Origin of the sequence: Methylobacterium sp. J-043 (assembly GCF_022829505.1) — a bacterium.
In the GTDB taxonomy this organism is placed as follows: Bacteria; Pseudomonadota; Alphaproteobacteria; order Rhizobiales; family Beijerinckiaceae; genus Methylobacterium; species Methylobacterium extorquens_A.
Genome location: NZ_JAKSYB010000063.1, coordinates 277,272 through 303,941, shown reverse-complemented (window position 1 = coordinate 303,941; position 26,670 = coordinate 277,272). Strand labels below are relative to the sequence as shown.

The 26,670-nt window shown below is 69.1% G+C and carries 26 protein-coding genes; 12 read left to right on the top strand and 14 right to left on the bottom strand.

Going from position 1 to position 26,670, the window contains the following annotated elements; all coding sequences use genetic code 11:
• The first annotated feature begins 88 nt into the window (after nucleotides 1-88).
• The gene (locus tag MKK50_RS19425; protein WP_499024713.1) at nucleotides 89-997 is read left to right on the top strand and encodes a hypothetical protein; all 909 of its coding nucleotides are present in this window, start codon (nucleotides 89-91) and stop codon (nucleotides 995-997) included.
• 81 nt (nucleotides 998-1,078) lie between these two features.
• On the opposite strand, the gene fhuF is transcribed toward MKK50_RS19425, so the two are convergent.
• The 7 genes from fhuF to MKK50_RS19390 form a co-directional block, all read right to left on the bottom strand.
• Nucleotides 1,079-1,687, bottom strand: a complete 609-nt coding sequence (gene fhuF / locus MKK50_RS19420; protein ID WP_499025125.1) for a siderophore-iron reductase FhuF — start codon at nucleotides 1,685-1,687, stop codon at nucleotides 1,079-1,081.
• A 142-nt stretch (nucleotides 1,688-1,829) separates the two neighbouring features.
• A complete protein-coding gene (locus tag MKK50_RS19415) occupies nucleotides 1,830-2,249 on the bottom strand; it encodes a hypothetical protein (protein WP_499024712.1) in 420 nt (139 codons plus the stop codon).
• A 230-nt stretch (nucleotides 2,250-2,479) separates the two neighbouring features.
• A complete protein-coding gene (gene poxB / locus MKK50_RS19410; protein WP_499024710.1) occupies nucleotides 2,480-4,213 on the bottom strand; it encodes a ubiquinone-dependent pyruvate dehydrogenase in 1,734 nt (577 codons plus the stop codon).
• Nucleotides 4,214-4,520: 307 nt separating this feature from the next.
• Complete coding sequence (rho, locus tag MKK50_RS19405; RefSeq protein ID WP_253373359.1) at nucleotides 4,521-5,864, bottom strand: transcription termination factor Rho; 1,344 nt, start codon at nucleotides 5,862-5,864, stop codon at nucleotides 4,521-4,523.
• Between the two features lie 251 nt (nucleotides 5,865-6,115).
• Nucleotides 6,116-6,868 (bottom strand): Smr/MutS family protein, encoded by a 753-nt coding sequence (locus tag MKK50_RS19400; RefSeq protein ID WP_499024708.1) that lies wholly within the window; start codon nucleotides 6,866-6,868, stop codon nucleotides 6,116-6,118.
• The gene (gene mltA, locus MKK50_RS19395) at nucleotides 6,865-8,109 is read right to left on the bottom strand and encodes a murein transglycosylase A (RefSeq protein WP_499024706.1); all 1,245 of its coding nucleotides are present in this window, start codon (nucleotides 8,107-8,109) and stop codon (nucleotides 6,865-6,867) included. The genes MKK50_RS19400 and mltA overlap by 4 nt, the downstream gene beginning before the upstream one ends.
• Before the next feature lie 12 nt (nucleotides 8,110-8,121).
• Nucleotides 8,122-8,841 carry a Tim44/TimA family putative adaptor protein gene (locus MKK50_RS19390; protein ID WP_253373356.1) on the bottom strand — a complete coding sequence of 240 codons (720 nt, stop codon included), beginning with the start codon at nucleotides 8,839-8,841 and terminating at the stop codon, nucleotides 8,122-8,124.
• Nucleotides 8,842-9,338: 497 nt separating this feature from the next.
• On the opposite strand from MKK50_RS19390, the gene secB reads away from it, so the two are divergent.
• The 6 genes from secB to hisS all read left to right on the top strand — a co-directional run bounded on the left by secB (nucleotide 9,339) and on the right by hisS (nucleotide 14,886).
• Complete coding sequence (gene secB, locus MKK50_RS19385; protein ID WP_003601188.1) at nucleotides 9,339-9,845, top strand: protein-export chaperone SecB; 507 nt, start codon at nucleotides 9,339-9,341, stop codon at nucleotides 9,843-9,845.
• 191 nt (nucleotides 9,846-10,036) lie between these two features.
• Nucleotides 10,037-10,639 (top strand): hypothetical protein, encoded by a 603-nt coding sequence (locus MKK50_RS19380; RefSeq protein WP_499024705.1) that lies wholly within the window; start codon nucleotides 10,037-10,039, stop codon nucleotides 10,637-10,639.
• 139 nt (nucleotides 10,640-10,778) lie between these two features.
• The gene (locus tag MKK50_RS19375) at nucleotides 10,779-12,032 is read left to right on the top strand and encodes an MFS transporter (RefSeq protein ID WP_499024703.1); all 1,254 of its coding nucleotides are present in this window, start codon (nucleotides 10,779-10,781) and stop codon (nucleotides 12,030-12,032) included.
• A 129-nt stretch (nucleotides 12,033-12,161) separates the two neighbouring features.
• Nucleotides 12,162-12,680 (top strand): DUF3429 domain-containing protein, encoded by a 519-nt coding sequence (locus MKK50_RS19370; RefSeq protein WP_499024702.1) that lies wholly within the window; start codon nucleotides 12,162-12,164, stop codon nucleotides 12,678-12,680.
• 241 nt (nucleotides 12,681-12,921) lie between these two features.
• Nucleotides 12,922-13,293 carry a tRNA-binding protein gene (locus tag MKK50_RS19365; RefSeq protein ID WP_499024700.1) on the top strand — a complete coding sequence of 124 codons (372 nt, stop codon included), beginning with the start codon at nucleotides 12,922-12,924 and terminating at the stop codon, nucleotides 13,291-13,293.
• Between the two features lie 81 nt (nucleotides 13,294-13,374).
• Entirely contained in the window at nucleotides 13,375-14,886 is a 1,512-nt protein-coding gene (gene hisS, locus MKK50_RS19360; protein WP_499024699.1) for a histidine--tRNA ligase, read from the top strand.
• A gap of 84 nt (nucleotides 14,887-14,970) precedes the next feature.
• On the opposite strand, the gene MKK50_RS19355 is transcribed toward hisS, so the two are convergent.
• The 4 genes from MKK50_RS19355 to MKK50_RS19340 form a co-directional block, all read right to left on the bottom strand.
• Complete coding sequence (locus tag MKK50_RS19355; RefSeq protein WP_499024697.1) at nucleotides 14,971-15,783, bottom strand: hypothetical protein; 813 nt, start codon at nucleotides 15,781-15,783, stop codon at nucleotides 14,971-14,973.
• Between the two features lie 64 nt (nucleotides 15,784-15,847).
• Entirely contained in the window at nucleotides 15,848-16,234 is a 387-nt protein-coding gene (locus MKK50_RS19350) for a DUF3618 domain-containing protein (RefSeq protein ID WP_499024695.1), read from the bottom strand.
• The gene (locus tag MKK50_RS19345) at nucleotides 16,231-16,638 is read right to left on the bottom strand and encodes a phage holin family protein (RefSeq protein ID WP_253373349.1); all 408 of its coding nucleotides are present in this window, start codon (nucleotides 16,636-16,638) and stop codon (nucleotides 16,231-16,233) included. The genes MKK50_RS19350 and MKK50_RS19345 overlap by 4 nt, the downstream gene beginning before the upstream one ends.
• Nucleotides 16,639-16,649: 11 nt before the next feature.
• Nucleotides 16,650-17,129, bottom strand: a complete 480-nt coding sequence (locus tag MKK50_RS19340) for a hypothetical protein (protein ID WP_499024692.1) — start codon at nucleotides 17,127-17,129, stop codon at nucleotides 16,650-16,652.
• A 521-nt stretch (nucleotides 17,130-17,650) separates the two neighbouring features.
• On the opposite strand from MKK50_RS19340, the gene MKK50_RS19335 reads away from it, so the two are divergent.
• The 5 genes from MKK50_RS19335 to MKK50_RS19315 all read left to right on the top strand — a co-directional run bounded on the left by MKK50_RS19335 (nucleotide 17,651) and on the right by MKK50_RS19315 (nucleotide 23,726).
• A complete protein-coding gene (locus MKK50_RS19335) occupies nucleotides 17,651-19,075 on the top strand; it encodes an alpha,alpha-trehalose-phosphate synthase (UDP-forming) (RefSeq protein WP_253373347.1) in 1,425 nt (474 codons plus the stop codon).
• A gap of 81 nt (nucleotides 19,076-19,156) precedes the next feature.
• Nucleotides 19,157-21,250 carry a glycogen debranching protein GlgX gene (gene glgX, locus MKK50_RS19330; RefSeq protein WP_499024691.1) on the top strand — a complete coding sequence of 698 codons (2,094 nt, stop codon included), beginning with the start codon at nucleotides 19,157-19,159 and terminating at the stop codon, nucleotides 21,248-21,250.
• 95 nt (nucleotides 21,251-21,345) lie between these two features.
• Nucleotides 21,346-21,996 (top strand): uracil phosphoribosyltransferase, encoded by a 651-nt coding sequence (upp, locus tag MKK50_RS19325; protein WP_253373345.1) that lies wholly within the window; start codon nucleotides 21,346-21,348, stop codon nucleotides 21,994-21,996.
• 142 nt (nucleotides 21,997-22,138) lie between these two features.
• Nucleotides 22,139-23,149 (top strand): NAD(P)H-quinone oxidoreductase, encoded by a 1,011-nt coding sequence (locus MKK50_RS19320; protein ID WP_499024688.1) that lies wholly within the window; start codon nucleotides 22,139-22,141, stop codon nucleotides 23,147-23,149.
• A 298-nt stretch (nucleotides 23,150-23,447) separates the two neighbouring features.
• Entirely contained in the window at nucleotides 23,448-23,726 is a 279-nt protein-coding gene (locus tag MKK50_RS19315; RefSeq protein ID WP_499024687.1) for a hypothetical protein, read from the top strand.
• An 80-nt stretch (nucleotides 23,727-23,806) separates the two neighbouring features.
• On the opposite strand, the gene MKK50_RS19310 is transcribed toward MKK50_RS19315, so the two are convergent.
• The 3 genes from MKK50_RS19310 to MKK50_RS19300 all read right to left on the bottom strand — a co-directional run bounded on the left by MKK50_RS19310 (nucleotide 23,807) and on the right by MKK50_RS19300 (nucleotide 26,630).
• Nucleotides 23,807-24,688, bottom strand: coding sequence for a 3-hydroxybutyryl-CoA dehydrogenase (locus tag MKK50_RS19310; protein WP_499025124.1), 882 nt, complete (start codon nucleotides 24,686-24,688; stop codon nucleotides 23,807-23,809).
• Between the two features lie 169 nt (nucleotides 24,689-24,857).
• Nucleotides 24,858-25,811: an electron transfer flavoprotein subunit alpha/FixB family protein gene (locus MKK50_RS19305; protein ID WP_499024685.1), complete on the bottom strand. Its 954-nt coding sequence runs from the start codon at nucleotides 25,809-25,811 to the stop codon at nucleotides 24,858-24,860.
• Between the two features lie 69 nt (nucleotides 25,812-25,880).
• Entirely contained in the window at nucleotides 25,881-26,630 is a 750-nt protein-coding gene (locus MKK50_RS19300; RefSeq protein ID WP_499024682.1) for an electron transfer flavoprotein subunit beta/FixA family protein, read from the bottom strand.
• Between the last annotated feature and the right edge of the window lie 40 nt (nucleotides 26,631-26,670).

Genomic DNA, 26,670 nt, shown 5'->3' with positions numbered 1-26,670 from the left:
CCCGGCTGACCCGGCCCGTGGGGTAAGGATCCGTTCACGCCGAAACGCTCATTTCGGCAGCATGACCTGAACCCAGGCGACCGCCCTCATGCGCTTCCTCCTCGCACCGGCCCTGCTCGCAGCCGCGTGCGGATCCTCCGTTGCGGCGGCGCCCTCGCCGTTTCGCGCGGCCCTCGCGGCGGCCGGCGGCTGCGGCATGCACCGCGTCCTCGCGGAGGAGAGGCTCGGCCGGCTCGGCGCGGCCACGGCCCATGCCGTGCCGCAGGGTGAGGCCGACCTTTTCGGCAAGCCGGCCGGACAGTGGACCGAGGATGAGATTCGCGACGCCGTTTCCACCTTCGCGGCCTGCGAGACCCAGTCGGGGTCGGCCCGCACCGGAATGAGCGAGCGCCTCGCCCGCGACCTGCGCGGCCTGGAGACGGCCCTGCGCCGCGCCATCGTCGTTGGACATACCCGCGCGCCCGGCGAGGCGATGGAGGAATGGGCACCGCATGGGGGCGGGGGGGCTTCGAGCGGGACCTCTCGGCTTCGGCAGGGCTCGGCCTTCACCCCCGCCCTACGGAGCGGCGTAGCGCAGGCGGAAGTGCCACGCGCGCTTGCCCCGATGCCTGCCGCTTCCCCCGATGCGCGGCATGATGCGCCGCCCGTTCGAGCCTGGCAGGCGCAGCCCTCGGCCGCCGACGCGGCGGGCGAGCCGCCCCGCCTCGCCACGGCGTCGGTCGCCGCGCACCGGCCGCCGACGGAGCGGACCCAGTGCCCGGTCAGCCTCGGCACCTTCGATCTGCTCCAGGCCGAGATGCGTCTGGCCGAGGCCGAGGGCCTACTGGGTTGCCGCGGCACCCTCGACGCCACCGCGACCATACCCGGGCTCGGTACCTTCGAGACCTATCTCTGGTCGGACCGCGGCAGCGGCGGCACCGTCACACTGATCTTTCAGAATAAGCGCCTGCGCTCGAAGGCGCAGCGTGGCCTCGGCGCGGAAGCCGGGCGCGGCTGAGCGCGGAGGTCGCTCTTCGAAACTTCACCTGATCCTGAGGTGCCGCGGAGCGGCCGCGAAGGAGGCCTCCGCTCCAGCGCCTCACGATGAGGGGGGAGAACCGGATAAGCGGCTTTCCCCGCGCTGCCTGAGCAGGGGGCAGACCCCCTCACATTTCGAGAAGCCGGGCAGGCCGTGCCGCAGGCAGCAGAGCCGGCGGCGTGGCGCCTCAAAGCCCGCCAGCGCATCGGCGCGCATCAGGGTGAGCGCCCCGCAGGCTTCGCGCGGCCAGCGCAGGGATTGTAGCGCCTCGGTCACCTCGCCGGTCCGCTCCGGATCCTCCCGCGCGATCGTCTTGAGCGTCCAGAACAGATGCCCCCCGGCATTCTCCCACAGCAGCCGCGTCGAGAGCCCCGTCTCGACTCGCAGCGCCTGGATCACGGGTGCGAGGCACTCGGCGAGCAGCCGATCGACTTGAACGGGAAGCGAGGCGGGCAGCGCCCGTTCCGGTGCGAGATGGACCGTCGCCGGCAGCCCGGTCTCCGGCGCGAGACAAACCGCGTCGAGGGGGAGCACCACGCCGAGCCGCGCGCCCGCTGCCAGCGTTGGCGCGACCAGCGCCGCGAAGAGGTAGGCGCTCCACAGCGAGGCTACCGCCCTGCGCTCGCCCCCGGACTGGACATCCGCGAAGCGGGCGACCCCGTCGTCGATCGCACCGCTGCGCGCGAGCTCCGACAGCGCACAGGCCCGAGGGTCAGGATCGCGTCGCAGCCGACCGGCAAAGGGGGCGAAGGCCCCGCTCAGGGCGCCGTCGAGGGATGTCTGGACGATGAGGGTCAGGGCGGGATCCGCCTCACCAGCGGTAGATCAGGCTCGCGAAGAACTGCCGGGGCTGGCCGCGGTAGCAGAGCCCCGCCTGGCAAGTGAAATAGCGGCGGTCGAACGCGTTGTTCACGTTGACCTGAAGTCGCAGGCGCTTCAGCCGGGGATCGGCCTTGACGAAGTCGGAGGCCGCGACCGCATCGAGCAAGGTGACGGTTGAGCGGCGGAAGCTGCCGGGCACCTCGTTGGTCGGGCTGGCGATCAGGACGTGGGCGACCGGGCCCGTGGCGAAGCGGGTTTCAAGCGGGTTGTCGAGCGAGAGCGTGTCGAGGGCATTGGTGATGCGGCCGTTGAAGCGGCCGGCGGTCTGGAGATCTGGGTTGATCGTGCCGGTCTGGGTGTCTCTCAGGAAGCCGAGGACGTTGTAATTGCGGGAGTTCTGCCGGAACACGACATCCGGACCGAAGCGGTGCTCGAAGGCGTAGCCGATGCGGTACTGCCAGGTGGTGAGATCCTGGAAGGCGGGATCGCCCGAGAACAGGTTCGTCTTCTGGAAGCGCGGATCGGCGAAGTTCGAGAAGAGCGAGCCGTGACCCGGAACGGTGTTGTCGAGATACTCGGCGAGAGACTTTTCTCAGCCGGCGCGGACCTCCCGAGAGGACCGCGCCGAGGCGGATCGGTTCAGCGCAACAGGTTGGTCTTGGCCAGATCGAGGATTGCGTCGCCGCGCCCGTTCATCACCGCCTGGAGTGCGTAGAGGCTGAACCCCTTCACCTGCTCGGCCTGGAGCTTGGGCGGCATCGCCAGTTCCTGGCGGTTCGTCACCACGTCGAGCAGAGCCGGACCGGGATGGGACAGCACGTCCTGAATGGCGCCTTCCAGATCGCCCGGATCCTCGACCCGGCGGGCGTGGATGCCGATGGCACGGGCCATGGCGGCGAAATCCGGGTTTTCGAGCGTAACGCCGGTCTCGAGATAGCCTGCGGCCTTCATCTCCAGTTCGACGAAGCCGAGGGTGCCGTTGTTGTAGATCACGACCTTCACCGGCAGCCGCTCCTGCGTCAGCGTGAGGACGTCGCCCATCAGCATGGTGAAACCGCCGTCTCCCGACAGCGAGATCACCTGCCGGCCGGGGCTCGCCGCCTGGATGCCGATGGCGTGCGGCAGGGCGTTCGCCATCGAGCCGTGCGCCCAGGAGCCGATCAGGCGCCGTCCCGCCGTCATGGCGAGGTAGCGCGCGGCCCAGACGGTCGGCGTGCCGACATCGGCCGTGAACACCGCGTTGTCGGTCGCCGCCTCGCTGAGGAGCCGGGTGAGGTATTGCGGGTGGATCGGCTTGCGCCCCGGTTTGCCGGTGGCGAGGTCGTCGAGGTCTTCGCGCGCCTTGGCGTAGTGCTTGAGACTGGTCTCCAGATGGCGCCCGCTGTCGTTGCCGTTCAGCCGCGGCAGCAGCGCCTCGATGGTGGCGGCGACATCGCCGACGAGACCGAGTTCGAGCCGGCAGCGCTTGCCGAGATTCTCCGGACGCAGATCGACCTGCGCGATCTTGGCGTGCTCAGGGTAGAACTGGCGGTAGGGGAAGTCGGTGCCGAGCATCAGCAGGGTCTCGCAGGCTTCCATCGCCGCGTAGCCCGAACTGAACCCGATCAGACCGGTCATGCCGACATCGTAGGGATTGTCGTGCTCGACATGCTCCTTGCCGCCGAGCGCGTGGACGATCGGGCTCTTGAGACGCTCGGCCAGCCGCATCAGCGGGGCGTGCGCCCCGGCGCAGCCGCGCCCGCACAGAAGCGTGATCTTCTTGGACCCGTTGAGGAGATCCGCCAAGCGGTCGAGTTCATCCGCGGGCGGTACGGTGACCGGCGCGCGGGGGCGCAGCGTTGCGGGCGCGGATAGAGCGCGCTTGGGCGCCTCCTTCAGGGCGACGGTGCCGGGGATGACCACCACGGCGACGCCGCGTTGGCCGACCGCCGAGCGGATCGCCGCCTCAAGGACGTTGGGCAGCTGTGCCGGGTCGGAGACCGTCTCGCAGAAATGGCTGCAATCGCGGAACAACTCCTCGGGCCGCGTCGCCTGGAAGTAGTTGAGGCCGATCTCGCTCGACGGGATATGCGCGGCGATCGCCAGGACCGGGGTGCGCGTGCGGTGAGCGTCGAACAGGCCGTTGATGAGGTGGAGGTTGCCCGGTCCGCAAGAGCCGGCACAGACCGCCAGTTCGCCCGTGATCTGCGCCTCGCCGGCGGCGGCGAAGGCGGCGACCTCCTCGTGGCGGACATGGACCCAATCAATGACGCCGCGGGCGCGGATCGCCTCGGTGATCCCGTTCAGGCTGTCGCCGACGAGGCCGTAGACGCGGCGCACGCCCGCCTGCTGGAGCGTCTCGACCACGAGATCCGATACGTTGCGGGTTGCCATGCGCCGTCTCCGAACAGGACCGCCCGAGAAGGCGGTGACGGCGGGCCAACGTCAAACGCAAGCGAAGGTTCGATGGATCGAAGATTTTGTAATGACTGCACAATTTCGCATGCCGAGCGCATCGTCTCCGGCAGGATCGTCACTTCGCCGACCTGTGGCCGGGCCGGATCGATGACGGCCCTTCTTCCGTTCCGGCTGCTTCGTGCCCGAGCGATCCCATTGCGCGATAGGCTCTGACATAAAAAAGGGGGCCGGCCGATCGTGTCGGCGGGCCCCCTTGGCAAAAGCCTCGGCGAGGTGTCTCGCCTTATGTGTTCATCGAGTCGAAGAAGTCGCTGTTGCTCTTGGTCTGGCGCAGCTTGTCCATGAGGAACTCGATCGCGTCGGTGACGCCCATCGGGTTGAGGATGCGGCGGAGCACATAGGTCTTCTTGAGCGAATCGGGCGGCACCAGCAGCTCTTCCTTACGGGTGCCGGAGCGGGTGATGTCGATGGCCGGGAAGATGCGCTTGTCCGAGACCTTGCGGTCGAGAATGATCTCGGAATTGCCGGTGCCCTTGAACTCCTCGAAGATCACCTCGTCCATGCGCGAGCCGGTGTCGATCAGCGCGGTCGCGATGATGGAGAGCGAGCCGCCCTCCTCGATGTTGCGGGCCGCACCGAAGAAGCGCTTGGGCCGCTGCAAGGCGTTGGCATCGACGCCGCCGGTCAGCACCTTGCCCGACGACGGGACCACCGTGTTGTAGGCCCGGCCGAGGCGGGTGATGGAATCGAGGAGGATCACCACGTCGCGGCCGTGCTCGACCAAGCGCTTGGCCTTCTCGATCACCATCTCGGCGACCTGCACGTGGCGGGTCGCCGGCTCGTCGAAGGTCGAGGCGATGACCTCGCCCTTCACCGAGCGGATCATGTCGGTCACCTCTTCCGGGCGCTCGTCGATGAGCAGCACGATGAGGTAGCATTCCGGGTGGTTGATCGTGATCGACTGCGCGATGTTCTGCATCAGCACGGTCTTGCCGGTGCGCGGCGGCGCGACGATCAGCGCGCGCTGGCCCTTGCCGATCGGCGAGACGATGTCGATGATCCGCGGGCTGAAGTCCTTCTTGGGCGGGTTGTCGAGTTCGAGCTTGAAGCGCTGCGTCGGGAACAGCGGCGTCAGGTTGTCGAAGTGGACCTTGTGCTTGATCTTCTCCGGGTTCTCGAAGTTGATCGTGTTGACCTTGAGCAGCGCGAAATAGCGCTCGCCGTCCTTGGGGCCGCGGATCGGGCCCTCGACGGTGTCGCCGGTGCGCAGGCCGAAGCGGCGGATCTGGGTCGGCGAGATGTAGATGTCGTCCGGACCCGGCAGGTAGTTCGAATCGTGCGAGCGCAGGAAACCGAACCCGTCCTGAAGCACCTCGACCGTGCCGGCGCCGATGATCTCGGTCTCGTTGGCCGCGAGCTGCTTGAGGATCGCAAACATCAGCTCTTGCTTGCGCATCGTCGAGGCGTTCTCGACATCGAGCTCCTCCGCGAAGGCCGTGAGCTCGGTCGGCGTTTTGGACTTGAGGTCCTGAAGCTTCACCTCCCGCCGGGCGACGAGATCGGCCGGCGCGACGACGGCTTCGGCCGGAGCTTCGACAGGGGAGAGAGCGTCGTTCTGTGACGTCATGTGGGGAGATGCAACCAACGAAGGGCGGGGAGTGGTCGGCCGGTTCGGGAGCAGAGCCGGGCGCCGGGGAAGCGCCCCAGGGTCCATAGCCGTCGCGGGCGCGCGGCTCGGCCCGCGCATCGGTTCCGCTGGGCCAGAAAGACCTCGGAATGCGACACGGCTGCAATGGGAGAGCATGGCTCAGTAGCGCGTTTCGCCACCCGGCTCAAGACCCCGCCCGCCGATTTCATCTTAGGGTTTGGCGAGCCGGCCTATCGCCGCCGCAGCCTCACGTAGAGGGCGCCGCCTCCGCCGTGATGGCGCGCCGCCTCCTCGAAACCGATCACGAGGCCGCGCAATTCCGGGCCCCGCAGCCAGTGCGGGACGCTGCGGCGGAGCACGCCGCGCTCGGAGAAACCGCCGCGGTCGCGGCCGCCGAAATCCTCGCCGCCCTTGCCGGTCACGACGAGCACGCGGGCATGCCCCGCCGCGCGGGAGCGCAGAAGAAAGCCGACCAGGGCCGCATGCGCCTCCGCCTGATACAGGCCGTGCAGATCGATGCGCGCCTCGATCGTCAGCGTGCCCCGCTCCAGCCCACGCCGCTCCCGCCGCTCCAGGCCCGGCGCCCCTGGGGACGGAGGCGGCGGTGGCGAAGCGGGTGCGGCGCTGGCCCGGGCGATCTCGGGAGCGAGGTCGCCAAGCTTGAGCGGCTTCGACGCGGCCCGCGACACAGAGAGTGCGGCAGCAGGCTTGAGTGGGACAGGCTTGGCGGGGGGCGCCGGGGGAGGGGAGGCGGATTTCCAGATAGGCTTGGCGGCCGGCTTCGGAGCCGGCTTGGCGACTTTTGCCGCAGACCTGGTGATCGGCGGCGCGGGCTGTTCGGCGCCGGCCTCGGGCCCCTTCTGAGCGGGTTTTTTCGGCTTGGCGCGGCTCCGCAGGGGCGTGATCAGCTTGGCGATCTCGCCCCAGAGATGCGCCTCCTCACGCGAGAGCAGGCGCGAGCGCCGCGGCGGTCGCACGCTCACGGCCGCGCCGCTCCGGCGGCGGCCTCCGGTGCGGCCGCGTCCTTCCCAGCGCTATCCGGGGCGGGTTTCGGGATCAGCACCACGAAGCCCATCCGGTCGTGCAGGTCGCCCGCCGCCCGTCCGGCGGCGGCGCCAGTGCCGACATAGAGGTCGCCGCGCGCCGGGCCGACGATGGCCGAGCCGGTATCGGCGGCGACGACCAGATGCCCGCGGCCGGGCTGGCCCGGCAGCTTGCCTTCCAGCCAGAACGGCAGGCCGTAGCGCCACAGGTTCCCGTCGACGGCCATGCTGCGCCCCGGACTCAGCGGCACGCCCGCGGCGCCGGGTGGCCCGAGGGCGGGGTCGGTCACCGGCTCGGTCCGGAAGAAGATGTAGGACGCGTTCATCCGCATCAGCCGGCGGGCATGGTCGGGGTTGGCCCGCAGCCACGCCGTCCAGCGCTCCAGGCTCAGCCCGTTGATCGGCAGGTGGCCCTCGTTGACGAGCAGCTTGCCGATCGAGGTGTAGGGCTGGCCGTTCTTGCCGTCGTAGAGCACCCGCATCCCGCGTCCGTCGGGCAGGCGCACCCGCCCGGACCCCTGCACCTGCAGCACGAAGAGGTCCACGGCGTCGCGCAGCCACAGCAGCGGCCGGGTGCGCTCGCCGAGTGCCCCGTCCTCGATCGCCGCACGGTCGGGATAGGGGACGAGCCCGGTCTCGGTGCGCCGGCCTGCGCGGTAGATCGGATCGAGCCCCGGCACCGTCTCGCCGGGGGCGAGGCTGACGAGGTCGTCCGGTCGGGCCAGCACGGGGGCGGTGTAGCCGGGGCCGGGCTCGAGCGACCCGGTGAGTTCCGGCTCGAAATAGCCGGTGAGGAAGCCGACCCGGCGCTCCGGTTCCGTTCCGGAGGCCGGGCGGACGATGCGGTAGGCGGAGAACCGCGCCTCGAAGAATGTTTTGGCTTCGCTCGGCTTCACCTCGGCTGCGGCGGCGCAGGCCGCCGCGAGGTCGGCGGGCGAGCCCGTCACGCCCCCGATCTGGGGCGGGTTGGGGCCGGGCCCGGCGCAGGTGCGGCGGAAGGCGTCGAGAGAGGCCGCCCCGTCATCCTCGCGCCAGCCGGGCAGGGCTGCGAGGGGGACCGGCTCCAGCACGGCGCCCGGCACGCGCGGAGGCCCATCCGCGCGTGAGGGTACGGCGGGAATGGAAACGGCCGCAGCGGCGAGGACCGCTGCGGCCGGAAGGGAAACGCGCAAACACGGCATGAGGCGAAACGATCAGCCGCCCGCGTCGGTGGCGACGAGTTGCCAGTTCGGGTCGCGCGAGCCGAGCGTGCGGGCGAAGGTCCACACGTCGGGCACCTCGACGCCGGTCTCGGCATTGCCGTCGATCACCTTGCCGTCCGCATCGCGGGTGGCGGTGATGAGGTTCGAGAGGAAGCGCACGGTGATCTGGGCCGCACGGTTCTTCACCTCGACGGCGGCGATCTCCGCCTTGTCGATGGAGATGAAAGTGGTTTCCGCGGTCTCGTTGCGCTTCTCGCGCTCGGAGATCGCCCGCTCGAAGCCCTCGCAGACCTCCCGCGAGAGGAGCGTGCGCAAAGTCTTGCGGTCTCCCTTGGCGAAGGCGGTGACGATGGTTTCGTAGGCGCCCTTGGCCCCTTCGAGGAAGGCACGGGGCTCGAAGGTCGGCTCGAGCTGCACCACCTGCTCGAGGCCGCGGGCGACCGCCGAACCCGGCTCGGCGATGCCGCGCCAATCGCGGGTCGCGGTCTGCACGGCCGCCGCTCCTGCCGGGCTGCGGTCGGCGCCGGGCAGGCGCACGACGTTGTCGCCTTCGCTGCGGCCGGCCGGCGGCTCGGTGCGATTGCGCTCCACCGGCCGGAAGGGCGAGCGCTCGGTGCCGGTCTTCTGGCCCAGGACCGAGCGCAGCCGCCAGATCACGAAGACGGCCAGCGCCAGGAAAATCAGAGTGGTTGCGTCGAAGGAATCCTGCATCACCGATCCGAATCGTGACCGTCGCACACGTGAGTCCGGCGCCCGTAAGGCCGCCCGGACGGGAAAGGTCCGCCCCCTGATCCCGCCCGCCGCGCTCCGGAAGATGGTTCCGCGAGGTTCCCGACCGGAGCCGGAGAAGGGTTCGCGAGACCGGCTCTTAGCCGAGGGCGGCGTGGGGATCGACCCGGGAACGGAGACCTTGGTAGGCGCTTGGGTCTGAATGTCTCCGACTGTTCGAAGTCCGTGACCTTACCGTGATATGGGCGGACCTGCGAGGTATTCCAGGGAAACGAATCAGACGAGCCGCCGCGTCCCATTTACGCGCGCCACGGCGCATGCTGCGGAACCGGGGTTCGAAGCCTGGTTCGGGCCGAGGCGGTCGCATGGGTTCGGCTTGTTCGCCGGATACGGGCATGGTAGCCGCAGCCCGCGCCGAAGGGGCGCTCTTTAGCGCGGGACACGCGCGCGCCGAAGACGACGCAAGAAGGAGAGACGCCATGGCCGATACCGCGGCACCGAACGGCAACGGCGCGCAGGGCCAGGATCTCGCGCCCGCGATCAACGCGCTGGCGCAATACGCCAAGGATCTCTCCTTCGAGAACCCGAACGCGCCGCGCTCCCTGCAGCCGCAGGAGGGCGGGCCCCAGATCAACATCCAGGTCAACGTCAACGCCCAGCAGATCGCCGAGGCCGACTTCGAAGTCGAGTTGACGCTCGAGGGCGATGCCAAGATCCAGAACGAGGTGCTGTTCGCCTTCGAGCTGAAGTACGCCGGCATCTTCCGCATGCGCAACATCCCGCAGGAGCAGATCCACCCGGCGGTGATGATCGAGTGCCCGCGCCTGCTGTTCCCGTTCGCGCGCCAGATCGTCGCCGAGGCCGTGCGCAACGGCGGCTTCCCGCCGCTCTACATCGACCCGATCGATTTCGTCGGCCTCTATCAGCAGAAGATGATGGAAGCGCAGGCCCAGGGCGGCCAGCCGGGTGCGCCGCTCGCCTCTTGAGACGAGGCTTTGCGTAGACCTTCCTCTCGAATTCTCTGAGCAAAACCCCAGGGCTGACGGCCCTGGGGTTTTGCTTTGCATCATTTGTTTGATTTGCAGTGCCTTGTGGCTCTCTGGCCGCAGGGCTCGCGCAACAGCTGTGTTAGCGCGCTGGTCGCAGCCGATTCTGGCTGCCGACCCGAGCCTTCCCGATGTTCCGCCGTCCGACCTTTGCCGCGCTTCTCCTGGCGCTCGGCCTGTCCGCTTGCACCACCGTTGCGCCCAATACGCTCTCGCCGCAGGAGACGGCCAACCTGCGCTTTACCAGCCTTGAGGTTCGCGTCCCGCCCGAGGCCGCGATCCGTTGGAGCGCTGCCGAAGACGATTACCTGCGCGCCCGCGGCCTCTCGCAGACCGATCCGGCTCTCACCGCGACGCCGGCCGCCCGTACCCATCTGCGCGATCTCGCCGCGAGCCGCCTCAAGCGCGCCCTGGAGCGTGTGACCGCGGCCCGGCCTGAGGGCTCCCAGCCGGTGCGGCTCGTCGCCACGATCAACCGGGTCGATATCCCCTCCGCCGCGCAGCGGGTGCTCATCGGCGGCCATCCGAGTGTGCAGGCTGACATCGCCGTGGTTGACGCGCGCTCGGGCGCGCTGCTGACGACGTACCGGGGCGCGATCGGCACCCGACCCGCCGGCCAGGGCGCGGTCGCTTTGGTGGATGCCGTCATGGTCTCGGCCGGGGCCGATGACCAGTTCGACCGGGCCGCCAACGATTACGCCGACGGCTTCCAGCGCTGGCTCGCGCCACGGTAGCCGGGCCTCATAGTCCGGGCCTGCGCATCCGGGCATCCGGATCGCGCCGCCGGGTCCGAGCCCGGCGGCGCTGGCGAGCGTTGCCCTGGGGGCGGCGGTACGCTACGGCCGCCGCCCCCGGCCCGCCCCCAAGGACAGCATGGCGCCCACCACCCACCTTGCCCTGATCAACGTCTTCATCGGCGACATCCAGGGCGGGCTCGGGCCGTTCCTCGGCACGTGGCTTGCGCAGATGCGGCAGTGGAGCCCGTCGCAGGTTGGGCTCGTCACCACGCTGGTGGGGGTGGGCACGCTGTTGCTCAGCGGCCCCTTCGGCGCGCTGGTCGATCGCCTCGGGCGCCCGCGCCTGCTCATCGTGGTCTCCTGCGTCGCGATCCTCGCCGGTACGCTGCTGCTGATGCCGGCCCATTCCTTCGTGCCAGTGCTGGCAGCGCAGTTTCTGGCTGCGGCGGGCGGCACGCTGCTGCTGCTCGCGGTCACGGCGCTGACGCTGGGCGTCGTCGGCAAGGAGGCGTTCCCGCGCCAGCAGGGGCGCAACCAGGCCTTCAACCATGTCGGCATCCTGATCGCGGCCGGGCTCATCACCCTCGGCACCGCCCATTTCGGGCCCGAGATCGCCTTCTGGGTCTTGGGGGCCATGGCCGCCGCCGCCATCGCCGCCGCGTGGGCGATGCCGGCCGGCAGCTTCAACCGGCGCCGGGCGGCGGGCTGGACGGAGGAGGACGAGACGGAGCCCGCCCGCTCCTCCTACCTCGACGTCTTCACCAACAAGCGGCTGCTCGTGCTCGCGGTGGCGCTCGCCCTGTTCCAGCTCGGCAATGGCGGCATGCTGACCCTGCTGGGGCAGAAGCTCGTCCACACGGCGGACAACCCCACCGCCTGGACCGCCCGCTACGTCATGGTGGCCCAGCTCGTGATGGTGCCGGTGGCGCTGGCCGCCGGATCGCTCGCCGACCGGCGCGGCCGGCGCCAGCTCCTCATCGCCGCCTGCTTCGTCCTGCCAATCCGGGCGGCGCTCTCGGCCTTCATCGACGACCCATACTGGCTCATCACCGCCGAGATCCTCGACGGCGTGGCCTCGGGCATCATCGGCGTGGCGGTGCCGGTGGTGGTGGCCGACCTCACCTGGGGTTCGGGCCGAACCCAGACGGCGCTCGGCACGGTCAACGCTGTGCAGGGCGCGGGCGGCGCGCTCTCGGCATGGTACGGCGGTCTCGCCCAGGGCTGGTTCGGCTGGAGCGGATCCTTCCTTGCGCTCGGCGCAGCGGGCCTCGGGGCGCTCGCCCTGGTCTGGTGGCTCGCCGCCACCACCGAGGACAGCCGCTCCCAGCGCCGCCGCACCCGGCGCGAGGAGCGCCGGTACGCCGCGCGCTCCTCGGAGAAGCCGGCCTGATCGGCCGGAACAGGCCGACTCCCCAGCGGTTCACCGTGCGTTTCGGCGTCTCCACGGAGCGCCCACCGCATAGCCGCGTCCGGAGAGCGAGCGGTCGGCGAAGCCTTTTCCTTCGGCCGCGAGGCGTGCATGGCTCAAATTCCGACGGCCCGATCCCAGGGCGACGAGACCGGCCGGATGATCCATGCGCACGAGCCCCGCGCGGTGCCCTGGCTCAGCGTCGTATTCGGCTACGGGCCGATGCTGCCCTTCGTCGCCGGGGCGGTGCTGGTCTGGATCCTGCGCGGGCCGGTGGCCGAGGCGGTCTTCACCCTGACGCTCCTGTGGGGGTGCGCGATCCTGCTGTTCCTCTCCGGCGTGCGTCGCGGCGTCAGCTTCCGCACCGAGGGCGGGGCGACGCTGGCGCAGATCGCCACGATGCTGAGCTTGTTCCTGCTGGGCTACGGCGCCCTCATCGCCTTTGCGCTGGGCAAGCCCGCCATCGCGCTCGGGCTGCTGATCGCCGGCTTCACCGAGATCACGATCCTCGATCCCATCGCCGCGCGCCGGGGCGAGGCGCCCCTGTTCTTCGAGCGCCTGCGGCCGGCACAGATCCCGCTGGCCGTCCTCAGCCTCGCCGCGCTGCTGGCCTATCGCCTGACGCTCTAACTTTCGTTTTGGTGGAGGATCCCGATCCACTCCCCCTCATCCTGGGGTGCCCGCGCGCGAGCATCGCCCTGGATGTCGGATCCAGAACGATGCTCTGGATCCTCCCGATCCCGCGTGATCTCTGGAAGATCGTTCGAGGTCTCCGCTTCGCTCCGGCACCTCAGTGTGAAGATGCGGATTGGAGGACGCGGTCGGCTTTCGTAGAAGGCTCTGCTCTCATCCCGCCAAGTCAAGCCCGGCCATGCACGTCAGCCACGATCCCACCGCCCCGGAATCCGAAAAGATCGGGTTCGACGCCTTCCTCGCCGTCGATATCCGCGTGGGCACGATCATCTCGGCCGAGCCTTTCCCCGAAGCGCGCAAACCCGCGATCAAGCTCGTCATCGATTTCGGGCCGGTGATCGGGACCAAGCGCTCCAGCGCGCAGATCACCGAGCATTACACGCCCGACGCCCTGGTCGGCCGGCAGGTCGCGGCGGTGGTGAATTTCCCGCCGCGACAGATCGGAAAATTCCTGTCGGAGGTGCTGACGCTCGGCTTTGCCGACGCGGCCGGCGCCGTCGTGCTGTTCGCCCCCGACAAGCCGGTGCCGGATGGCAGCCGCCTGTTCTGAGATGCCCTCGGGTTGCCGCCTCACGGCCGCCTGCGATAGAGCCGGGCTTCCCTTCAAAGAACCGCTCCGATCGGCGACGACATGGCCAAGGCCGACACCCTGAAACCCCGCCTGCCGCGTGGCTTCCCCGACCGCACCGAGGCCGACATCTTGGCCCAGGGGCGGATGCTCGACACGATCCGGCAGACCTTCGAGCTGTACGGCTTCGAGGCGCTGGAGACCCCCTTCGTCGAGTACACCGAGTCGCTCGGCAAGTTCCTGCCGGATCTCGACCGGCCGAACGAGGGCGTGTTCTCGTTCCAGGACGACGACGAGCAGTGGCTCTCGCTGCGCTACGATCTCACAGCGCCGCTCGCCCGCCACGTCGCGGAAAACTTCGACGCGATCCCCAAACCGTATCGCAGCTACCGGGCGGGCTACGTCTTCCGCAACGAGAAGCCGGGGCCGGGCCGCTTCCGCCAGTTCATGCAGTTCGATGCCGACATCGTCGGGGCGGGCTCCGTCGCGGCGGATGCCGAGACCTGCATGCTGATGGCTGACACGCTGGAGCGGCTCGGGCTCGCGGGCCAGTACGTGGTCAAGGTCAACAACCGCAAGGTGCTCGACGGCGTGATGGAGGCGATCGGCCTCGCCGGCCCGGACAAGGCCGGCCAGCGCCTCACCGTGCTGCGCGCCATCGACAAGCTCGACCGCCTCGGCGCCGACGGCGTGCGCCTGCTGCTCGGCCCCGGCCGCAAGGACGAGAGCGGCGACTTCACCAAGGGCGCCGGGCTGGGCGACGACGCGATCGAGCGCATCCTGGCCTATGTCGGCTTCGAGGCGAGCCCGCACGAGGGCGCCGACCGGATGGCATTCTGGGAAAAGTTCTTCGGTTCCTGGCAGGAGGTCGTCGGCACCTCCGAGACCGGCCGCGAGGGCATCGCCGAACTCCACGCGATCATGCGGCTGTGCGAGGCGGCGGGCTACGGCCACGACCGGGTGCGGGCCGACCCCTCCGTGGTGCGCGGCCTCGAATACTACACCGGCCCCGTCTACGAGGCGGAGCTGACCTTCCCCGTCACCAACGAGGACGGCCAGACCGTCCGCTTCGGTTCGGTGGCGGGCGGCGGGCGCTATGACGGTCTCGTCGGCCGCTTCCGCAGCGAGCCGGTCCCGGCGACCGGCTTCTCCATCGGCGTCTCGCGGCTGTTCTCGGCCCTGCGGCTGACCAAGAGCCCGCTGGTCGAGGGCGCGATGAAACCCGGGCCGGTCGTGGTGCTGGTGCTCGATCGCGAGAACATCGCCGAGTATCAAGCGCTGGTCGCGCAGCTGCGTGCGGAAAACATCCGGGCCGAACTCTACCTGGGTGCGGCCGGGATGAAGGCGCAGATGAAATACGCCGACCGCCGCCGCGCCCCGGCGGTGGTGATCCAGGGTTCGAACGAGCGCGAGGCCGGCGAGGTCCAGATCAAGGACCTGATCGAGGGGGCCCGCAAGGCGGAAGCCATCGCCAGCAACGCCGAGTGGAAGGCCGCCCGCCCGGCGCAGATCTCGGTGCCGGTGGAGCGGATGATCGTGGCGGTCCGCGAGACCCTGGCCCGGCATTTCGGGTGAGACAGTTCCACCTCAACCGTCGGTCCGTATGAGCACACCCCCTCTCCCCGCATGCGGGGAGAGGGGAAGACCCGCGCATGTCCCTTACAGACTGTGCGCCGGCCGTGCGGTCTCGTTGAAGCCGGGCTGAGAGCCGGTCGCTTGTCCCGTTGCCGGCCCGCCCTGCTGACCGCTCTGCGGGCCGCCTTCCGCGCTCGCGCGCTTGACCGCGGCGTCGATGTTCTCGGGGTCGAGCGCCGTCTCGACGAAGGCGCGGCCGCGATGGGTGAGGTCGCGGGCGTAGCGGATGCCCTGGTCGCGCAGGTCGTCGGCATAGGGGCCGAGCGCCCGGTCTTCCTGGCGGGTGCGCGGCAGGAGCGCGCCGAGCAGCAGGCCGGCAGCAAGGCCGACCACGCCGACGAGGAGCGGGTTCTCGGAAACGAAGTGCTCGGTCGCGGTGCGACCCTCGTTCAGGCGGCGATAGCCGCGATCCGCAAGGTCGGCCGCGCGCTGGCGCTGCGTCTCGTAACGGTCTTCGGCCCAGGAGCGGGCACCCTCGTAGGTCTCGCTCGCCCGCTCGCGGGCGGCGCGAACCGTTTCGCCGGCCTGGGCACGGGTGGAGTCGGCGGCCTCGCTGACGCGGTTCTTCAGATCCGAAGCCCGGTCCGCGGCCTGGTCGCGCAGGTTGCGCGCGCCTTCCCGTGCCTGTTCGGTCGTATCCTCAAGGCCGGCTTGGAGGCGGGCATTGGCGTCGCGGCCCTGCGTGGTCGCCCGGTCGGCGATCTCGTGCAGGCTATGATCGACGCCGGACTCGCGCGGCATGCCGGAGCGGGCGGCGATGTTTTCGGGCAGGGTCTCCACCGGCGCGCCAGAGGGCGGCGTGGTGACCGGGCCTTGATGAGTGGGGCCTTGGCTCATGATGGACTCCGTTTCCTGGTCGGCCGTCGGCGCGGAACGTCCGCGCGCGGCCTGAGATGAGGGGTCAGACCTGACGCTCGGGCGGCAGATCATGGAGGGGGCGCCCGCCAGGGGCGTCGGGGTCGTAGGTGCGGTCGGCCCCCGTCACGGTGACCGGCTTGGCGTCCACCGGCACGACGGCGCGCGAGGGAGAGGGACGGCGGACGGTCCGCATGCCGTTAAGTAGGAGACCGACGCCGGCCGCGATCAGCAGAACCGGCAGGGGGTTGCGCCGCACCGCCAGCAAGGCATCGTCGTAGAAGCCGCTGTAGGGCGTCTGCCGGGCCGAGCCGAGCATCTCGTCGACGAGGCTCGACGCGTTCAGGCGCCCCTGGATCCGGTCGATGGTCTCGTCGAGCCGCGCGCGGCTCTGCTCGATGTCCTTCTCGAGGTCCGAGATCGATTCGCTCATCCCGAAACCCTTTCCGTCAGCGCGCGGGCATCCTGCCGGACCTGCCGCGAGGTCCGGGTCGGCGCGAGGTTGGACAGCGACATCGCCCGGGCGCCGATGACGCCGAGCACCACCGCCACGAGCAGCATGCCGCCGCCCACCAGCAGGGCCGCGAGCCACTCGGACCCCACGAGGGTGGCGACGAACTTCACCAGCGCGCCGATGAGCACCAGCATCGCCGTGACCGCGAACACCGCGGCCAGCACCATCATCGCGAGGCCGATGAACAGGGAGCGGACGTTGTTCGTCATCTCCGTGCGGAAGAGTGCGATCTCCTTGCTGGCAAGCTCGCTTGCCTCGCGCAGGGCGTCGGCGACGAGGGCTTGGATCGAGGAGGGAGGAGGGGATGGATTGGGGCCTGCCATGGCGCGTCCCTTCAGGCCCGGTAGTCGTCGTAGAGGGGATCCGTCTCGGCGCTGCCCGACGCCTTGACGAAGCGCGACAGCAGGAAGCCCGCCGCGAACGCGCCGACCGCCACCGTCACCGGGGAGCGACGGGCGTAGGTTTCCGCCTGACGGTAGAAGTCGTCGAGGCTGCGCCGCTCGATCGAGCCGGCGAGGTCGTCGAGCCCCTCCGCCGCGCTGTCGAAGAAGGCGCGGATGTTGGGACGGTCGTCGAAGGTCTTGCCGGAATCGCGCAGAGACTTGGCGAGGTCCGAGACCGAGCGGGCCGCCTCGCCCTTGCGGTCGTCGACGTAGGAGAGCGCCTGCTGGCGTGCGGCCGCGGCGAGCCCTTTGCCGCGCTCGGCCGCGAGATTCGCGGTGTCTTCCACGTCGTGGCGCAGATCCTCCAGGTCGGCCTTGGTCTCGGCCGGCTTGGCACCGCCGATGGGATCTGGGGACGCGGACGATGTCATGGGGTTGTCTCCGGGCAAGATGGCGGGTCAAGATCGCTGGATCGGCGCGGATGCGCTTCGATCTGCGACGAACGTGGCCGGAGAACCGTTGGCTGCCTCGCGGAGTTCCGTTTCACGAGACCCTTCCGCGCCGTGGTCGCCGAACGAAGGGCCGCTGTGAACGGACGTCAGAACAAGCGAGGAAGCGCCGCCGCTCCGATGCCGATGCCCGCGACGATCATGCTCCCCGGCCCGATGCTGGTCCGGACCCGGATGTCATCACCCGTTCAGCTTGGCCCTTGCATGGTGGCGGCGGCTCTGCTGCACTGCGGGGAACGCGGGAAAGCGTGGGGGCCGGTCGGGCGGATGCGGGGTCGAACAGCGGTGACATCGTCGGTCCGCCCGCTTGACCTGCCGGCGGGGATGCGTTTGGCTGCATCTCGACGGATCGCGCCAGGCTTCCGCGCGTTTTCTCCCAGACGCAAGACCCTTAGGCTGGCGCGCCCCGCGTGCCGGCCCCAGCGAGGACCGGAGCCGGGTTCGTGGCACGTCTGATCATCGTCTCCAACCGTGTCGCCGTGCCCGCCGAGGGCAAGGATGCGGTCTCCGCAGGGGGACTCGCCGTCGCGGTCAAGGAAGCTTTCTCCTCCTACGAGGGGCTGTGGTTCGGCTGGAGCGGCAACATCCGCGACAACCCGAGCGCCGAGCCCGAACTGATCGACCGCGGGCCGATCCAGTACGCCGTCCTCGATCTCTCGCCGCAAGACCATCGCGAGTACTACGCCGGCTTTGCCAACCGGGCGCTCTGGCCGATCATGCACTACCGGATTGGGCTCGGGACGTTCTCCCGCTCGGATTATGCAGGCTACCAGCGCGTCAACCAGACCTTCGCCCAGGCGCTCGCCAAGCTCGTCGAGCCCGACGATCTGATCTGGGTCCACGATTATCACCTTCTGCCGCTGGCGAGCGAGTTGCGCGGCCAGGGCATCGCCAACCCGATCGGCTACTTTCACCACATCCCGTGGCCCGCCGCCGACGTGTTCAACACCCTGCCCGCCAGCAATGAGCTGCTGCGCGCCATGGCCGATTACGATCTGATCGGCCTGCAGACCGATGCGGACGTGCAGAATCTCTCGCGCAACTTCATCGACACGATGCGGGCGATCCCGCTCGGCGGCGGCTCGATGATGGTGGACGGGCGGCGCACGCGGATCCGCTCCTTCCCCATCGGTATCGATGTCGCCAGCTTCAAGGAGGCTGCCGACAAGGCCGGCTCCAACAAGGTGGTGCGCGAGACCATGGCGGGCCTGCGCACCCGCAAGCTGCTTATCGGCGTCGATCGGCTCGACTACTCGAAGGGCGTGCCCGAGCGCATGGAGGCGGTGGACCGCTTCTTCGCCTCGAATCCGGACCAGCGCGGCAACGTCGTCTACATCCAGATCACGCCGAAATCCCGCAGTGAGGTGCCGGAATACGAGCAGCTCTCGCGCGAGGTGAACGAGAAGGTCGGCGACATCAACGGTATGCTCGGCGAGCCGGCCTGGACGCCGATCCAGTACGTCACCAAGGCCTATCCGCGGCCCGTGCTCGCCGGTCTCTATCGCGCTGCCCGCGTCGGCCTCGTCACGCCGATGCGCGACGGCATGAACTTGGTGGCCAAGGAGTACGTCGTCGCCCAGAGCGAGGAGGATCCCGGCGTCCTCGTCCTCTCGAAGTTTGCGGGTGCGGCGCGTCAGTTGCCCGAGGCGCTGCTCGTGAACCCCTACGACCGCTTCGAGGTCGCCGAGGCGATCCGGCAGGCGCTCTACATGCCCCGGGCTGAGCGCCTGGAGCGCTGGAAGCCGATGGCGGACCGCATGCTGCGCGAGGATGTGGATTGGTGGGCCCGCTGCTTCATGGTGGAGCTGGAGACCTTCCGCACCGTCGAGCGCGAGCCGCCGAGCACGACGGCGGCGGCGGCGGAGTAGCGGGGCTTCCGCCTCGGCGACGAATCGGCCTAAGTCGAAGCGGGGCCTTTTCTTTTTGGGCCCGCTTTACGAAAGACCGGAATGATCGTCATCGAGGAGGGCCTGCCGACGCCGCTTGGCGCACATTTCGACGGCCGCGGCAGCAACTTCGCCCTCTTCTCGCAGAACGCGACCCGGGTCGATCTCTGCCTGTTCGATCCCGGCGCCCGTCACGAATCGCGCACGATTCGCCTACCCAGCCGGACCGACGACGTCTTCCACGGCTATCTCCACGGCCTTCTGCCGGGGCAGCAATACGCCTACCGCGTGTTCGGTCCCTGGGACCCGGCGGCCGGACACCGCTTCAACCCCGCCAAACTCGTCCTCGACCCCTATGCCCGCGAGATCGCCGGCCGCATCCGCTGGCACGACGCGCTCTACAGCCATCGCCACGGCGGCGCCCGCGAGGACCAGATGGACCGGCGCGACAGCGCCCCGTTCGTGCCGCGCGGCGTGGTCACCCGCCCCGATACGCCCGACGCGATCGCCCTGCCCGCTCCGCGCCCGCTGCACGAGACGGTGATCTACGAGGCGCACGTCAAGGCGCTGACCCAGACGCATCCGGCTCTCTCGGAGGCCGAGCGCGGCACCTATCTCGGCCTCGCCCACCCGGCAATCATCGAGCACCTGCTGAAGCTCGGCGTCACCGCCCTCGAACTCCTGCCGATCCAGGCCTTCGCCGACGACCGCTTCCTGATCGACAAGGGGCTCGTCAATTTCTGGGGCTACCAGCCCTACAACTACTTCGCCCCCGAGCCGCGCTACCTCGGCGAGGGCGGGGCGAGCGGGCTGCGCTTCGCCATCCGCGAGCTGGCCTCGGCAGGCATCGAGACCCTGATCGACGTGGTCTACAACCACACGGCGGAGGGCGACCATCTCGGGCCGACGCTCGCCTTCCGCGGCATCGACAACGCCAGCTACTACAAGCTCGATCCCGAGAATTCACGCCGCAACATCGACTGCACCGGCTGCGGCAACACCCTCAACGTCGCCCATCCGCGGGTGATGCGGATGGTGCTCGACTCCCTTCGCCATTGGGTGACCGCCTATGGCGTAGCGGGTTTCCGCTTCGATCTCGCAACGAGCCTCGGCCGCGCGCCGAGCGACTTCTCTCCCCAGGCCGCGTTCTTCCAGGCGGTGCAGCAGGATCCCGTCCTCTCGCGGGTCAAGCTCATCGCCGAGCCGTGGGACATCGGCGGGGGCGGCTACCAGCTCGGCGGCTATCCCTATGGCTGGAGCGAGTGGAACGACCAGTTCCGCGACAACCTTCGCGGCTTCTGGCGGGGGGATTCCGGCACGCTGGCCAAGCTGACCCAGGGGCTCTCCGGCTCGCGCGAGATCTTCCTGCCCTCCGGCCGCTCGCCGCTCGCCAGCATCAACTTCGTCGCCTCGCATGACGGCTACACGCTCGCCGACGTGGTGGCCTACGAGGAGAAGCACAACGAGGCCAATGGCGAGGAGAACCGCGACGGCCACGGCCACAACCTCTCGGCCAACTACGGGATCGAGGGCCAGACGGACGACCCCGCCATCCTGGCCGTCCGCGCCCGGCAGAAGCGCAACATGCTGGCCTGCGTGTTCTTCGCGCAGGGCGTGCCGATGCTGCTGATGGGCGACGAGCGGTCCCGCACGCAAGGCGGCAACAACAACGCCTATTGCCAGGACGGCGCGTTGAGCTGGATGGATTGGGAGACCGATCCCGACCCGACGCTCACCGAGTTCGTGGCAAACCTCGCCGGGCTCCGCCGGGTCTGCCGATCCTTGCGGCGGCGGCACTTCCTCGTCGGCAGCCGTGTCGGCGAAACGGCCCTGAAGGACGTGCACTGGCTCTCCCCCGATGGGACCGAGATGGACGCGGCCGCCTGGGCCGACGGCGAGCGCCGCGCCTTCGGCATGCAGATGAGCAACGACATCGAGGGTTCCGAGCGCGTCCTCATCCTCATGAACGCGGCGCCCGAGCCCTGCCCCTTCGCCCTGCCTCCGGATCTCGGCGGTCCCTGGCGCCCGGTCTTCGACACCACCCTCGACACCGGCACGGTCCCCGACGGAGCGCGTCCGCCGGTCCCGGCCGGTGGCACCGTCGATCTGCCCGAGCGGGCGGTGCTGGTGCTGAAGTCGCCCCCCATCCTCGACTGATCCGCTCAAGCGGGAAAACGTCCCGCGCGTCTCGGCTTCCTCCGCCCCCCGTGGCATCGTGCGGCCGGATCACTACAGGCAAAGGGACGGTATCGATGCAGGCGGAGAGCGGCGGCGCGGCGCGGGTGACGGTGGTCGATCACCCCCTCGTCCAGCACAAGCTGACGATGATGCGCGACGGTGACCGCTCGACCAAGGGGTTCCGCGAACTCCTCAACGAGATCGGCATGCTGCTCGCCTACGAGGTGACCCGCGACCTGCCGCTTGAACCGGTCACCATCCAGACGCCGATTCAGCCCATGGAAGGGCGCCGGATCGCCGGCAAGAAGCTCGTGCTCGCCCCGATCCTGCGCGCCGGCGTCGGCTTCCTCGACGGCATGCTCTCGCTGATGCCTTCGGCCCGCGTCGCCCATGTCGGACTCTACCGCGATCCCGACACGCTCCAGGCGGTGGAGTATTACTTCAAGAGCCCGTCGGATCTGGCCGACCGCACCGTGCTGGTGCTCGACCCCATGCTCGCCACCGCCAACTCCGCGGTCGCGGCGGTGGAGCGGCTGAAGAGCCGGGGCGCGAAGGATCTCCGCTTCGTCTGCCTGCTTGCCGCCCCCGAAGGGATCGCCCGCTTCCAGGCGGCGCATCCGGACGTGCCGGTCTGGACCGCGGCGATCGACAGCCACCTCAACGACCACGGTTACATCGTGCCGGGCCTCGGCGATGCCGGCGACCGGATGTACGGCACGCGCTGATGCTTCGGTTTTCGATCTAGCGCTCGCTCGCGATGACGGAGGCGGTTCACGCCTCGACGCGCCCCGTCCCCTGCGCCATCTGACGCGAGCGTACGCGCGACCAGCCCGCCGCGTGAGCCCGAGGAAGCCCCGAGGAAGTCTGATGACAAAAAACCTGCCCGAGACCATGCGCCAGATCCGCTTCACCGGTGCGGGTGGCCCGGAGGTCATCGCGGTCGAGACCGTGCCGCTGCCGGAGCCCGCGGCCGGGCAGGTTCTGATCGAGGTGGTCGCGGCGGGGGTCAACCGGCCGGACATCATGCAGCGCCAGGGCAGTTACCCGCCGCCGAAGGGGGCGACCGAGATTCCCGGCCTCGAGGTCGCCGGCCGCATCGCGGCGCTGGGCGAGGGTGTGACGGGTCTGTCCGTGGGCGACGAGGTCTGTGCGCTCGTCATCAGCGGCGGCTACGCCGAGTTCGCCGTCGCCGAAGCCGGGCAGGTGCTGAAGAAGCCCGGGCCGCTCTCGCTGGTGGAGGCCGCCGGCCTGCCCGAGACCACTTTCACCGTCTATTCCACGGTGATCCAGCGCGGGCGGCTGCAGAAAGGCGAGACCTTCCTCGTCCATGGCGGGTCGAGCGGCATCGGCACCACGGCGATCCAGATCGCCAAGCAGCACGGTGCCCGCGTCCTCACCACCGCCGGCTCGGACGAGAAGTGCCGGTTCTGTGAGGAACTGGGCGCGGATGCCGCCGTCAACTACCACGAGGCCGATTTCGCCGAGGAGGTGAAACGTCTCACCGACGGCAAGGGGGTCGATGTCATCCTCGACATGGTCGGCGCGGCCTACCTGCAGAAGAACATCGCCTCGCTCGCGGTGGAGGGGCGTCTCGTCCAGATCGCCTTCATGAAGGGCTTCAAGGCCGAGAACCTGACGCTGACCCCGATCATGCTCAAGCGTCTGACCATCACCGGCGCGACCCTTCGGGCCCAGGCCAAGGAGGCGAAGGCCGCCATCGCCGAGGGCTTGAAGCGGGATGTCTGGCCGCTGGTCGAAGCTGGCAAGATCCGCCCCGTCGTTCACGCCACCTTCCCGCTGGAGGAGGCGCGCAAGGCGCACGAACTGATGGAGACCAGCAACCACACGGGCAAGATTCTGCTGACGACGGGCCGCTGAAGCCGCCGAGAGCATCGTCCTGGATATCGGATCCAGGACGATGCTCTCGGCTTTTGTTTTTGCGTCATCTTTTTTCCGAAAGCCGGCAGCCACCTTTCGGGATGATGTTCTAGCGAACGATGGCCTGCGACGGTTCGAAAGCGACGCTTCCAAAATGAGAACTCTGAGCCGCAGCCCGAATACGGGGCAAGGCTCAGGGCGCAGCTTGCCACAGGAACTCTCGAAGCCGGACCGGCGTTGGCCAAGCATAACCGATGCTGACGCCGCCCCTTTCGCCGGGCGGAAGAGAGGGAACTTCATGGCCCAGATCGAGACCCAAACCGATGCCCGCCAGGGTGCGAAGGGCAAGCCTGTCCTTTACGTCCTCGTGGCGAGCCTCGTCCTGCTGGCGGTCGCCACGGTCGGCCTCTTGAGCTGGAACCGGGCGGAGACGACCTCCGAGTACGCTGGCAAGAGCCAGGAATCGGCACGTGAGGTGACCACGGGTTCCGTCAACAAGGCCCCGTCTTCCAACAGCGGTAACGTTCCGGCCGAGAACCCCGCCTATCCGCAGCCGGCGCAGAAGTCGGCGCAGTAAGGCTAAGAGGTAGGGACCACGAAAAAGCCGCCCGAGACTTCGTCTCGGGCGGCTTTTCCTTTTTGCGTGCGGCGTGCGCTTCAGCGTGTCGGGACGGGCGTCTCGCCGCGGTAATCGTAGAACCCGCGCTTGGTCTTGCGGCCGAGCCAGCCGGCCTCGACGTATTTCACCAACAGCGGGCAGGGGCGGTACTTCGAGTCGGCCAGCCCCTCGTAGAGCACCTGCATCACCGACAGGCAGGTATCGAGGCCGATGAAGTCGGCGAGCTGCAGCGGGCCCATCGGATGGTTCGCGCCGAGCCGCATCGCGGTGTCGATCGACTCGACCGAGCCCACGCCCTCGTAGAGGGTGTAGATCGCCTCGTTGATCATCGGCAGCAGGATGCGGTTGACGATGAAGGCCGGGAAGTCCTCCGACATGGTCGAGGTCTTGCCGAGCCGGGCGATGAAGGCCTTGGCCGATTCGTAGGTCGGATCCTCGGTGGCGATGCCGCGGATCAGCTCGACGAGCTGCATCACCGGCACCGGGTTCATGAAATGGATGCCGATGAAGCGGTCCGGCCGGTCGGTCGAGGCCGCGAGCCGCGTGATCGAGATCGAGGAGGTGTTGGTCGCGACTAGGGCGTCGGGCTTGAGCGAGGGGCAGAGCGCCTGGAAGATCTTGCGCTTGGTCGCCTCGTCCTCGGTCGCCGCCTCGATGACGAGGTCGCAGGGCGCGAGGTCGTCGAAGCTGCGGGCCGCCGCGATGCGGTCCAGCGCGCCGCGGCGCTGCTCGTCGCTCAGGGTGCCCTTCTGAACCTGACGCGTGAGGTTCGCGTCGATCTGTGCGAGGCCGGCATCGATCCGCTGCGGATCGCGGTCGTTCAGCCGAACATGGAGGCCCGACGACGCGCAGACATGCGCGATGCCGTTCCCCATCTGGCCGGCACCGACGATGCCGACCGTCTTGATCTCGATGCCCATAACCGTATCGCGTCCTACCTGCTGCGGCATCGTCCTCTCGACCGCACCCTTAGGATGCGGCACTGCAACAAATGCGTCAAACCGGCCTCAAGCCGCAGGCGCCCAGGCCGGTTCGACGGTGTCGCGAGGTGCGTTACCGATCCGTCTATCGATGCGTCTACCGATACACCTACCGATCCTTGGCCTTGGCGATCTCGGCCTGCAAGTCCGGCACGACCTGAAACAGGTCGCCGACCAGCCCGTAATCCGCCACCTGGAAGATCGGCGCGTCCTCGTCCTTGTTGACGGCGACGATGACCTTCGAGTCCTTCATGCCGGCCAGATGCTGGATCGCGCCGGAGATGCCGACCGCGACATAGAGGTCGGGCGCCACCACCTTGCCGGTCTGGCCCACCTGCCAGTCGTTCGGGGCGTAGCCGGCATCCACCGCCGCGCGCGAGGCGCCGACCGCGGCACCGAGCGCATCGGCCAGCGGCTCGATCAGCTCCTTGAACTTCTCCGCCGAGCCGAGCGAACGGCCGCCGGAGACGATGAACTTGGCCGAGGCCAGCTCCGGCCGGTCGGACTTGGCGATTTCTTCCGACTTGTAGGCCGCACCCAGCGCATCGGGCGCGGCGGCCGAAACCGCCTCGATTGCGGCCGAAGCGCTGCCCGGTTCGGCGGGCTTGAAGGCGGCGGTGCGCACGGTGATGACGCGCTTGCCGGAGCCGGCCTGCACGGTCTGGATCGCGTTGCCGGCATAGATCGGCCGCTCGAAGGTGTCGGGTGAGACAACCTTGATGATGTCGGAGATCTGGGCGACGTCGAGGAGCGCGGCCACGCGCGGCAGGGTGTTCTTGCCCGTGGTCGTGGCAGCGGCGACGATCGCGTCGTAGGGCTCGGCGATTGCGGCGATCAGCGCGGCGGTCGGCTCGGCGAGGTCGTGGTCGTAGGCGCCATCCTCGGAATTCAGCACCTTCTCGACGCCCTCGAACGTGCCCGCAGCCTCGGCCGCAGCCTTCGAGCCGGTGCCGAGCACCAGGGCGTGGATGGGCGCACCCAGTTCCCTGGCAGCGGTCAGCGCCTTCAGCGTGCCGTCCTTGATCTGCCCGTTGGCGTGCTCGACGTAGAGGAGCGTGGTCATCGGCGAAACTTCTCGAAAAGAGGGGAGGCGCGCCGCTCGACCGGGGGGCCGGGAGCGGCGCCGCGAGGATCAGAGCACGCCGGCTTCGACCTTGAGCTTCTGCACCAGCTCGGCCGCGGAGCCGACCTTGACGCCCGCCTGCCGGCCCGACGGCTCAACGACCTTGAGCACGGTCAGCTTCGGCGCGACGTCGATTCCGAGCCCCTCCGGCGTCAGCTCTTCCAGCGGCTTCTTCTTCGCCTTCATGATGTTGGGCAGGCTCGCGTAGCGCGGCTCGTTGAGGCGCAGATCGGTCGTGACGATCGCCGGCAGCTTGAGCGAGACGGTCTGGAGGCCGCCATCGACCTCACGGGTCACGTCGATGCTTCCATCGCCGAATTCGAGCTTGAAGGCGAAGGTGCCCTGCGGCCAGCCGAGAAGCGCCGCCAGCATCTGGCCGGTCTGGTTCGAATCGTCGTCGATCGCCTGCTTGCCGAGGATGACGAGGTTCGGGCTTTCCTTCTCGACGATCGCCTTCAGCACCTTGGCGACGGCGAGCGGCTCGCAATTCACGTCGGTCTTGACCAGGATTGCCCGGTCGGCCCCCATGGCAAGGGCGGTGCGCAGGGTCTCCTGCGCCTGCTGCGGGCCGATCGAGACGGCGACGATCTCGGTGACCTTGCCCTTTTCCTTCAGGCGGATCGCCTCCTCGACGGCAATCTCGTCGAAGGGGTTCATCGACATCTTGACGTTGGCGAGCTCCACGCCCGACCCGTCGGCCTTGACGCGGATCTTCACGTTGTAATCGACGACCCGCTTGACGGGCACCAGAACCTTCATGGCTGTCGCTTTCCTCCGCTCCTGCGATAGTCCCGGCGTC

Bases quoted from the DNA above. Each gene is read 5' to 3' on its own strand.
- MKK50_RS19425 (WP_499024713.1), top strand. From the start codon at position 89: ATGCGCTTCCTCCTCGCACCGGCCCTGCTCGCAGCCGCGTGCGGATCC.
- poxB (WP_499024710.1), bottom strand. From the start codon at position 4,213: ATGGCAACCCGCAACGTATCGGATCTCGTGGTCGAGACGCTCCAGCAG.
- rho (WP_253373359.1), bottom strand. From the start codon at position 5,864: ATGACGTCACAGAACGACGCTCTCTCCCCTGTCGAAGCTCCGGCCGAA.
- mltA (WP_499024706.1), bottom strand. From the start codon at position 8,109: ATGCCGTGTTTGCGCGTTTCCCTTCCGGCCGCAGCGGTCCTCGCCGCT.
- MKK50_RS19390 (WP_253373356.1), bottom strand. From the start codon at position 8,841: ATGCAGGATTCCTTCGACGCAACCACTCTGATTTTCCTGGCGCTGGCC.
- secB (WP_003601188.1), top strand. From the start codon at position 9,339: ATGGCCGATACCGCGGCACCGAACGGCAACGGCGCGCAGGGCCAGGAT.
- MKK50_RS19380 (WP_499024705.1), top strand. From the start codon at position 10,037: ATGTTCCGCCGTCCGACCTTTGCCGCGCTTCTCCTGGCGCTCGGCCTG.
- MKK50_RS19375 (WP_499024703.1), top strand. From the start codon at position 10,779: ATGGCGCCCACCACCCACCTTGCCCTGATCAACGTCTTCATCGGCGAC.
- MKK50_RS19370 (WP_499024702.1), top strand. From the start codon at position 12,162: ATGGCTCAAATTCCGACGGCCCGATCCCAGGGCGACGAGACCGGCCGG.
- MKK50_RS19365 (WP_499024700.1), top strand. From the start codon at position 12,922: ATGCACGTCAGCCACGATCCCACCGCCCCGGAATCCGAAAAGATCGGG.
- hisS (WP_499024699.1), top strand. From the start codon at position 13,375: ATGGCCAAGGCCGACACCCTGAAACCCCGCCTGCCGCGTGGCTTCCCC.
- MKK50_RS19355 (WP_499024697.1), bottom strand. From the start codon at position 15,783: ATGAGCCAAGGCCCCACTCATCAAGGCCCGGTCACCACGCCGCCCTCT.
- MKK50_RS19350 (WP_499024695.1), bottom strand. From the start codon at position 16,234: ATGAGCGAATCGATCTCGGACCTCGAGAAGGACATCGAGCAGAGCCGC.
- MKK50_RS19345 (WP_253373349.1), bottom strand. From the start codon at position 16,638: ATGGCAGGCCCCAATCCATCCCCTCCTCCCTCCTCGATCCAAGCCCTC.
- MKK50_RS19340 (WP_499024692.1), bottom strand. From the start codon at position 17,129: ATGACATCGTCCGCGTCCCCAGATCCCATCGGCGGTGCCAAGCCGGCC.
- glgX (WP_499024691.1), top strand. From the start codon at position 19,157: ATGATCGTCATCGAGGAGGGCCTGCCGACGCCGCTTGGCGCACATTTC.
- upp (WP_253373345.1), top strand. From the start codon at position 21,346: ATGCAGGCGGAGAGCGGCGGCGCGGCGCGGGTGACGGTGGTCGATCAC.
- MKK50_RS19320 (WP_499024688.1), top strand. From the start codon at position 22,139: ATGACAAAAAACCTGCCCGAGACCATGCGCCAGATCCGCTTCACCGGT.
- MKK50_RS19315 (WP_499024687.1), top strand. From the start codon at position 23,448: ATGGCCCAGATCGAGACCCAAACCGATGCCCGCCAGGGTGCGAAGGGC.
- MKK50_RS19310 (WP_499025124.1), bottom strand. From the start codon at position 24,688: ATGGGCATCGAGATCAAGACGGTCGGCATCGTCGGTGCCGGCCAGATG.
- MKK50_RS19305 (WP_499024685.1), bottom strand. From the start codon at position 25,811: ATGACCACGCTCCTCTACGTCGAGCACGCCAACGGGCAGATCAAGGAC.
- MKK50_RS19300 (WP_499024682.1), bottom strand. From the start codon at position 26,630: ATGAAGGTTCTGGTGCCCGTCAAGCGGGTCGTCGATTACAACGTGAAG.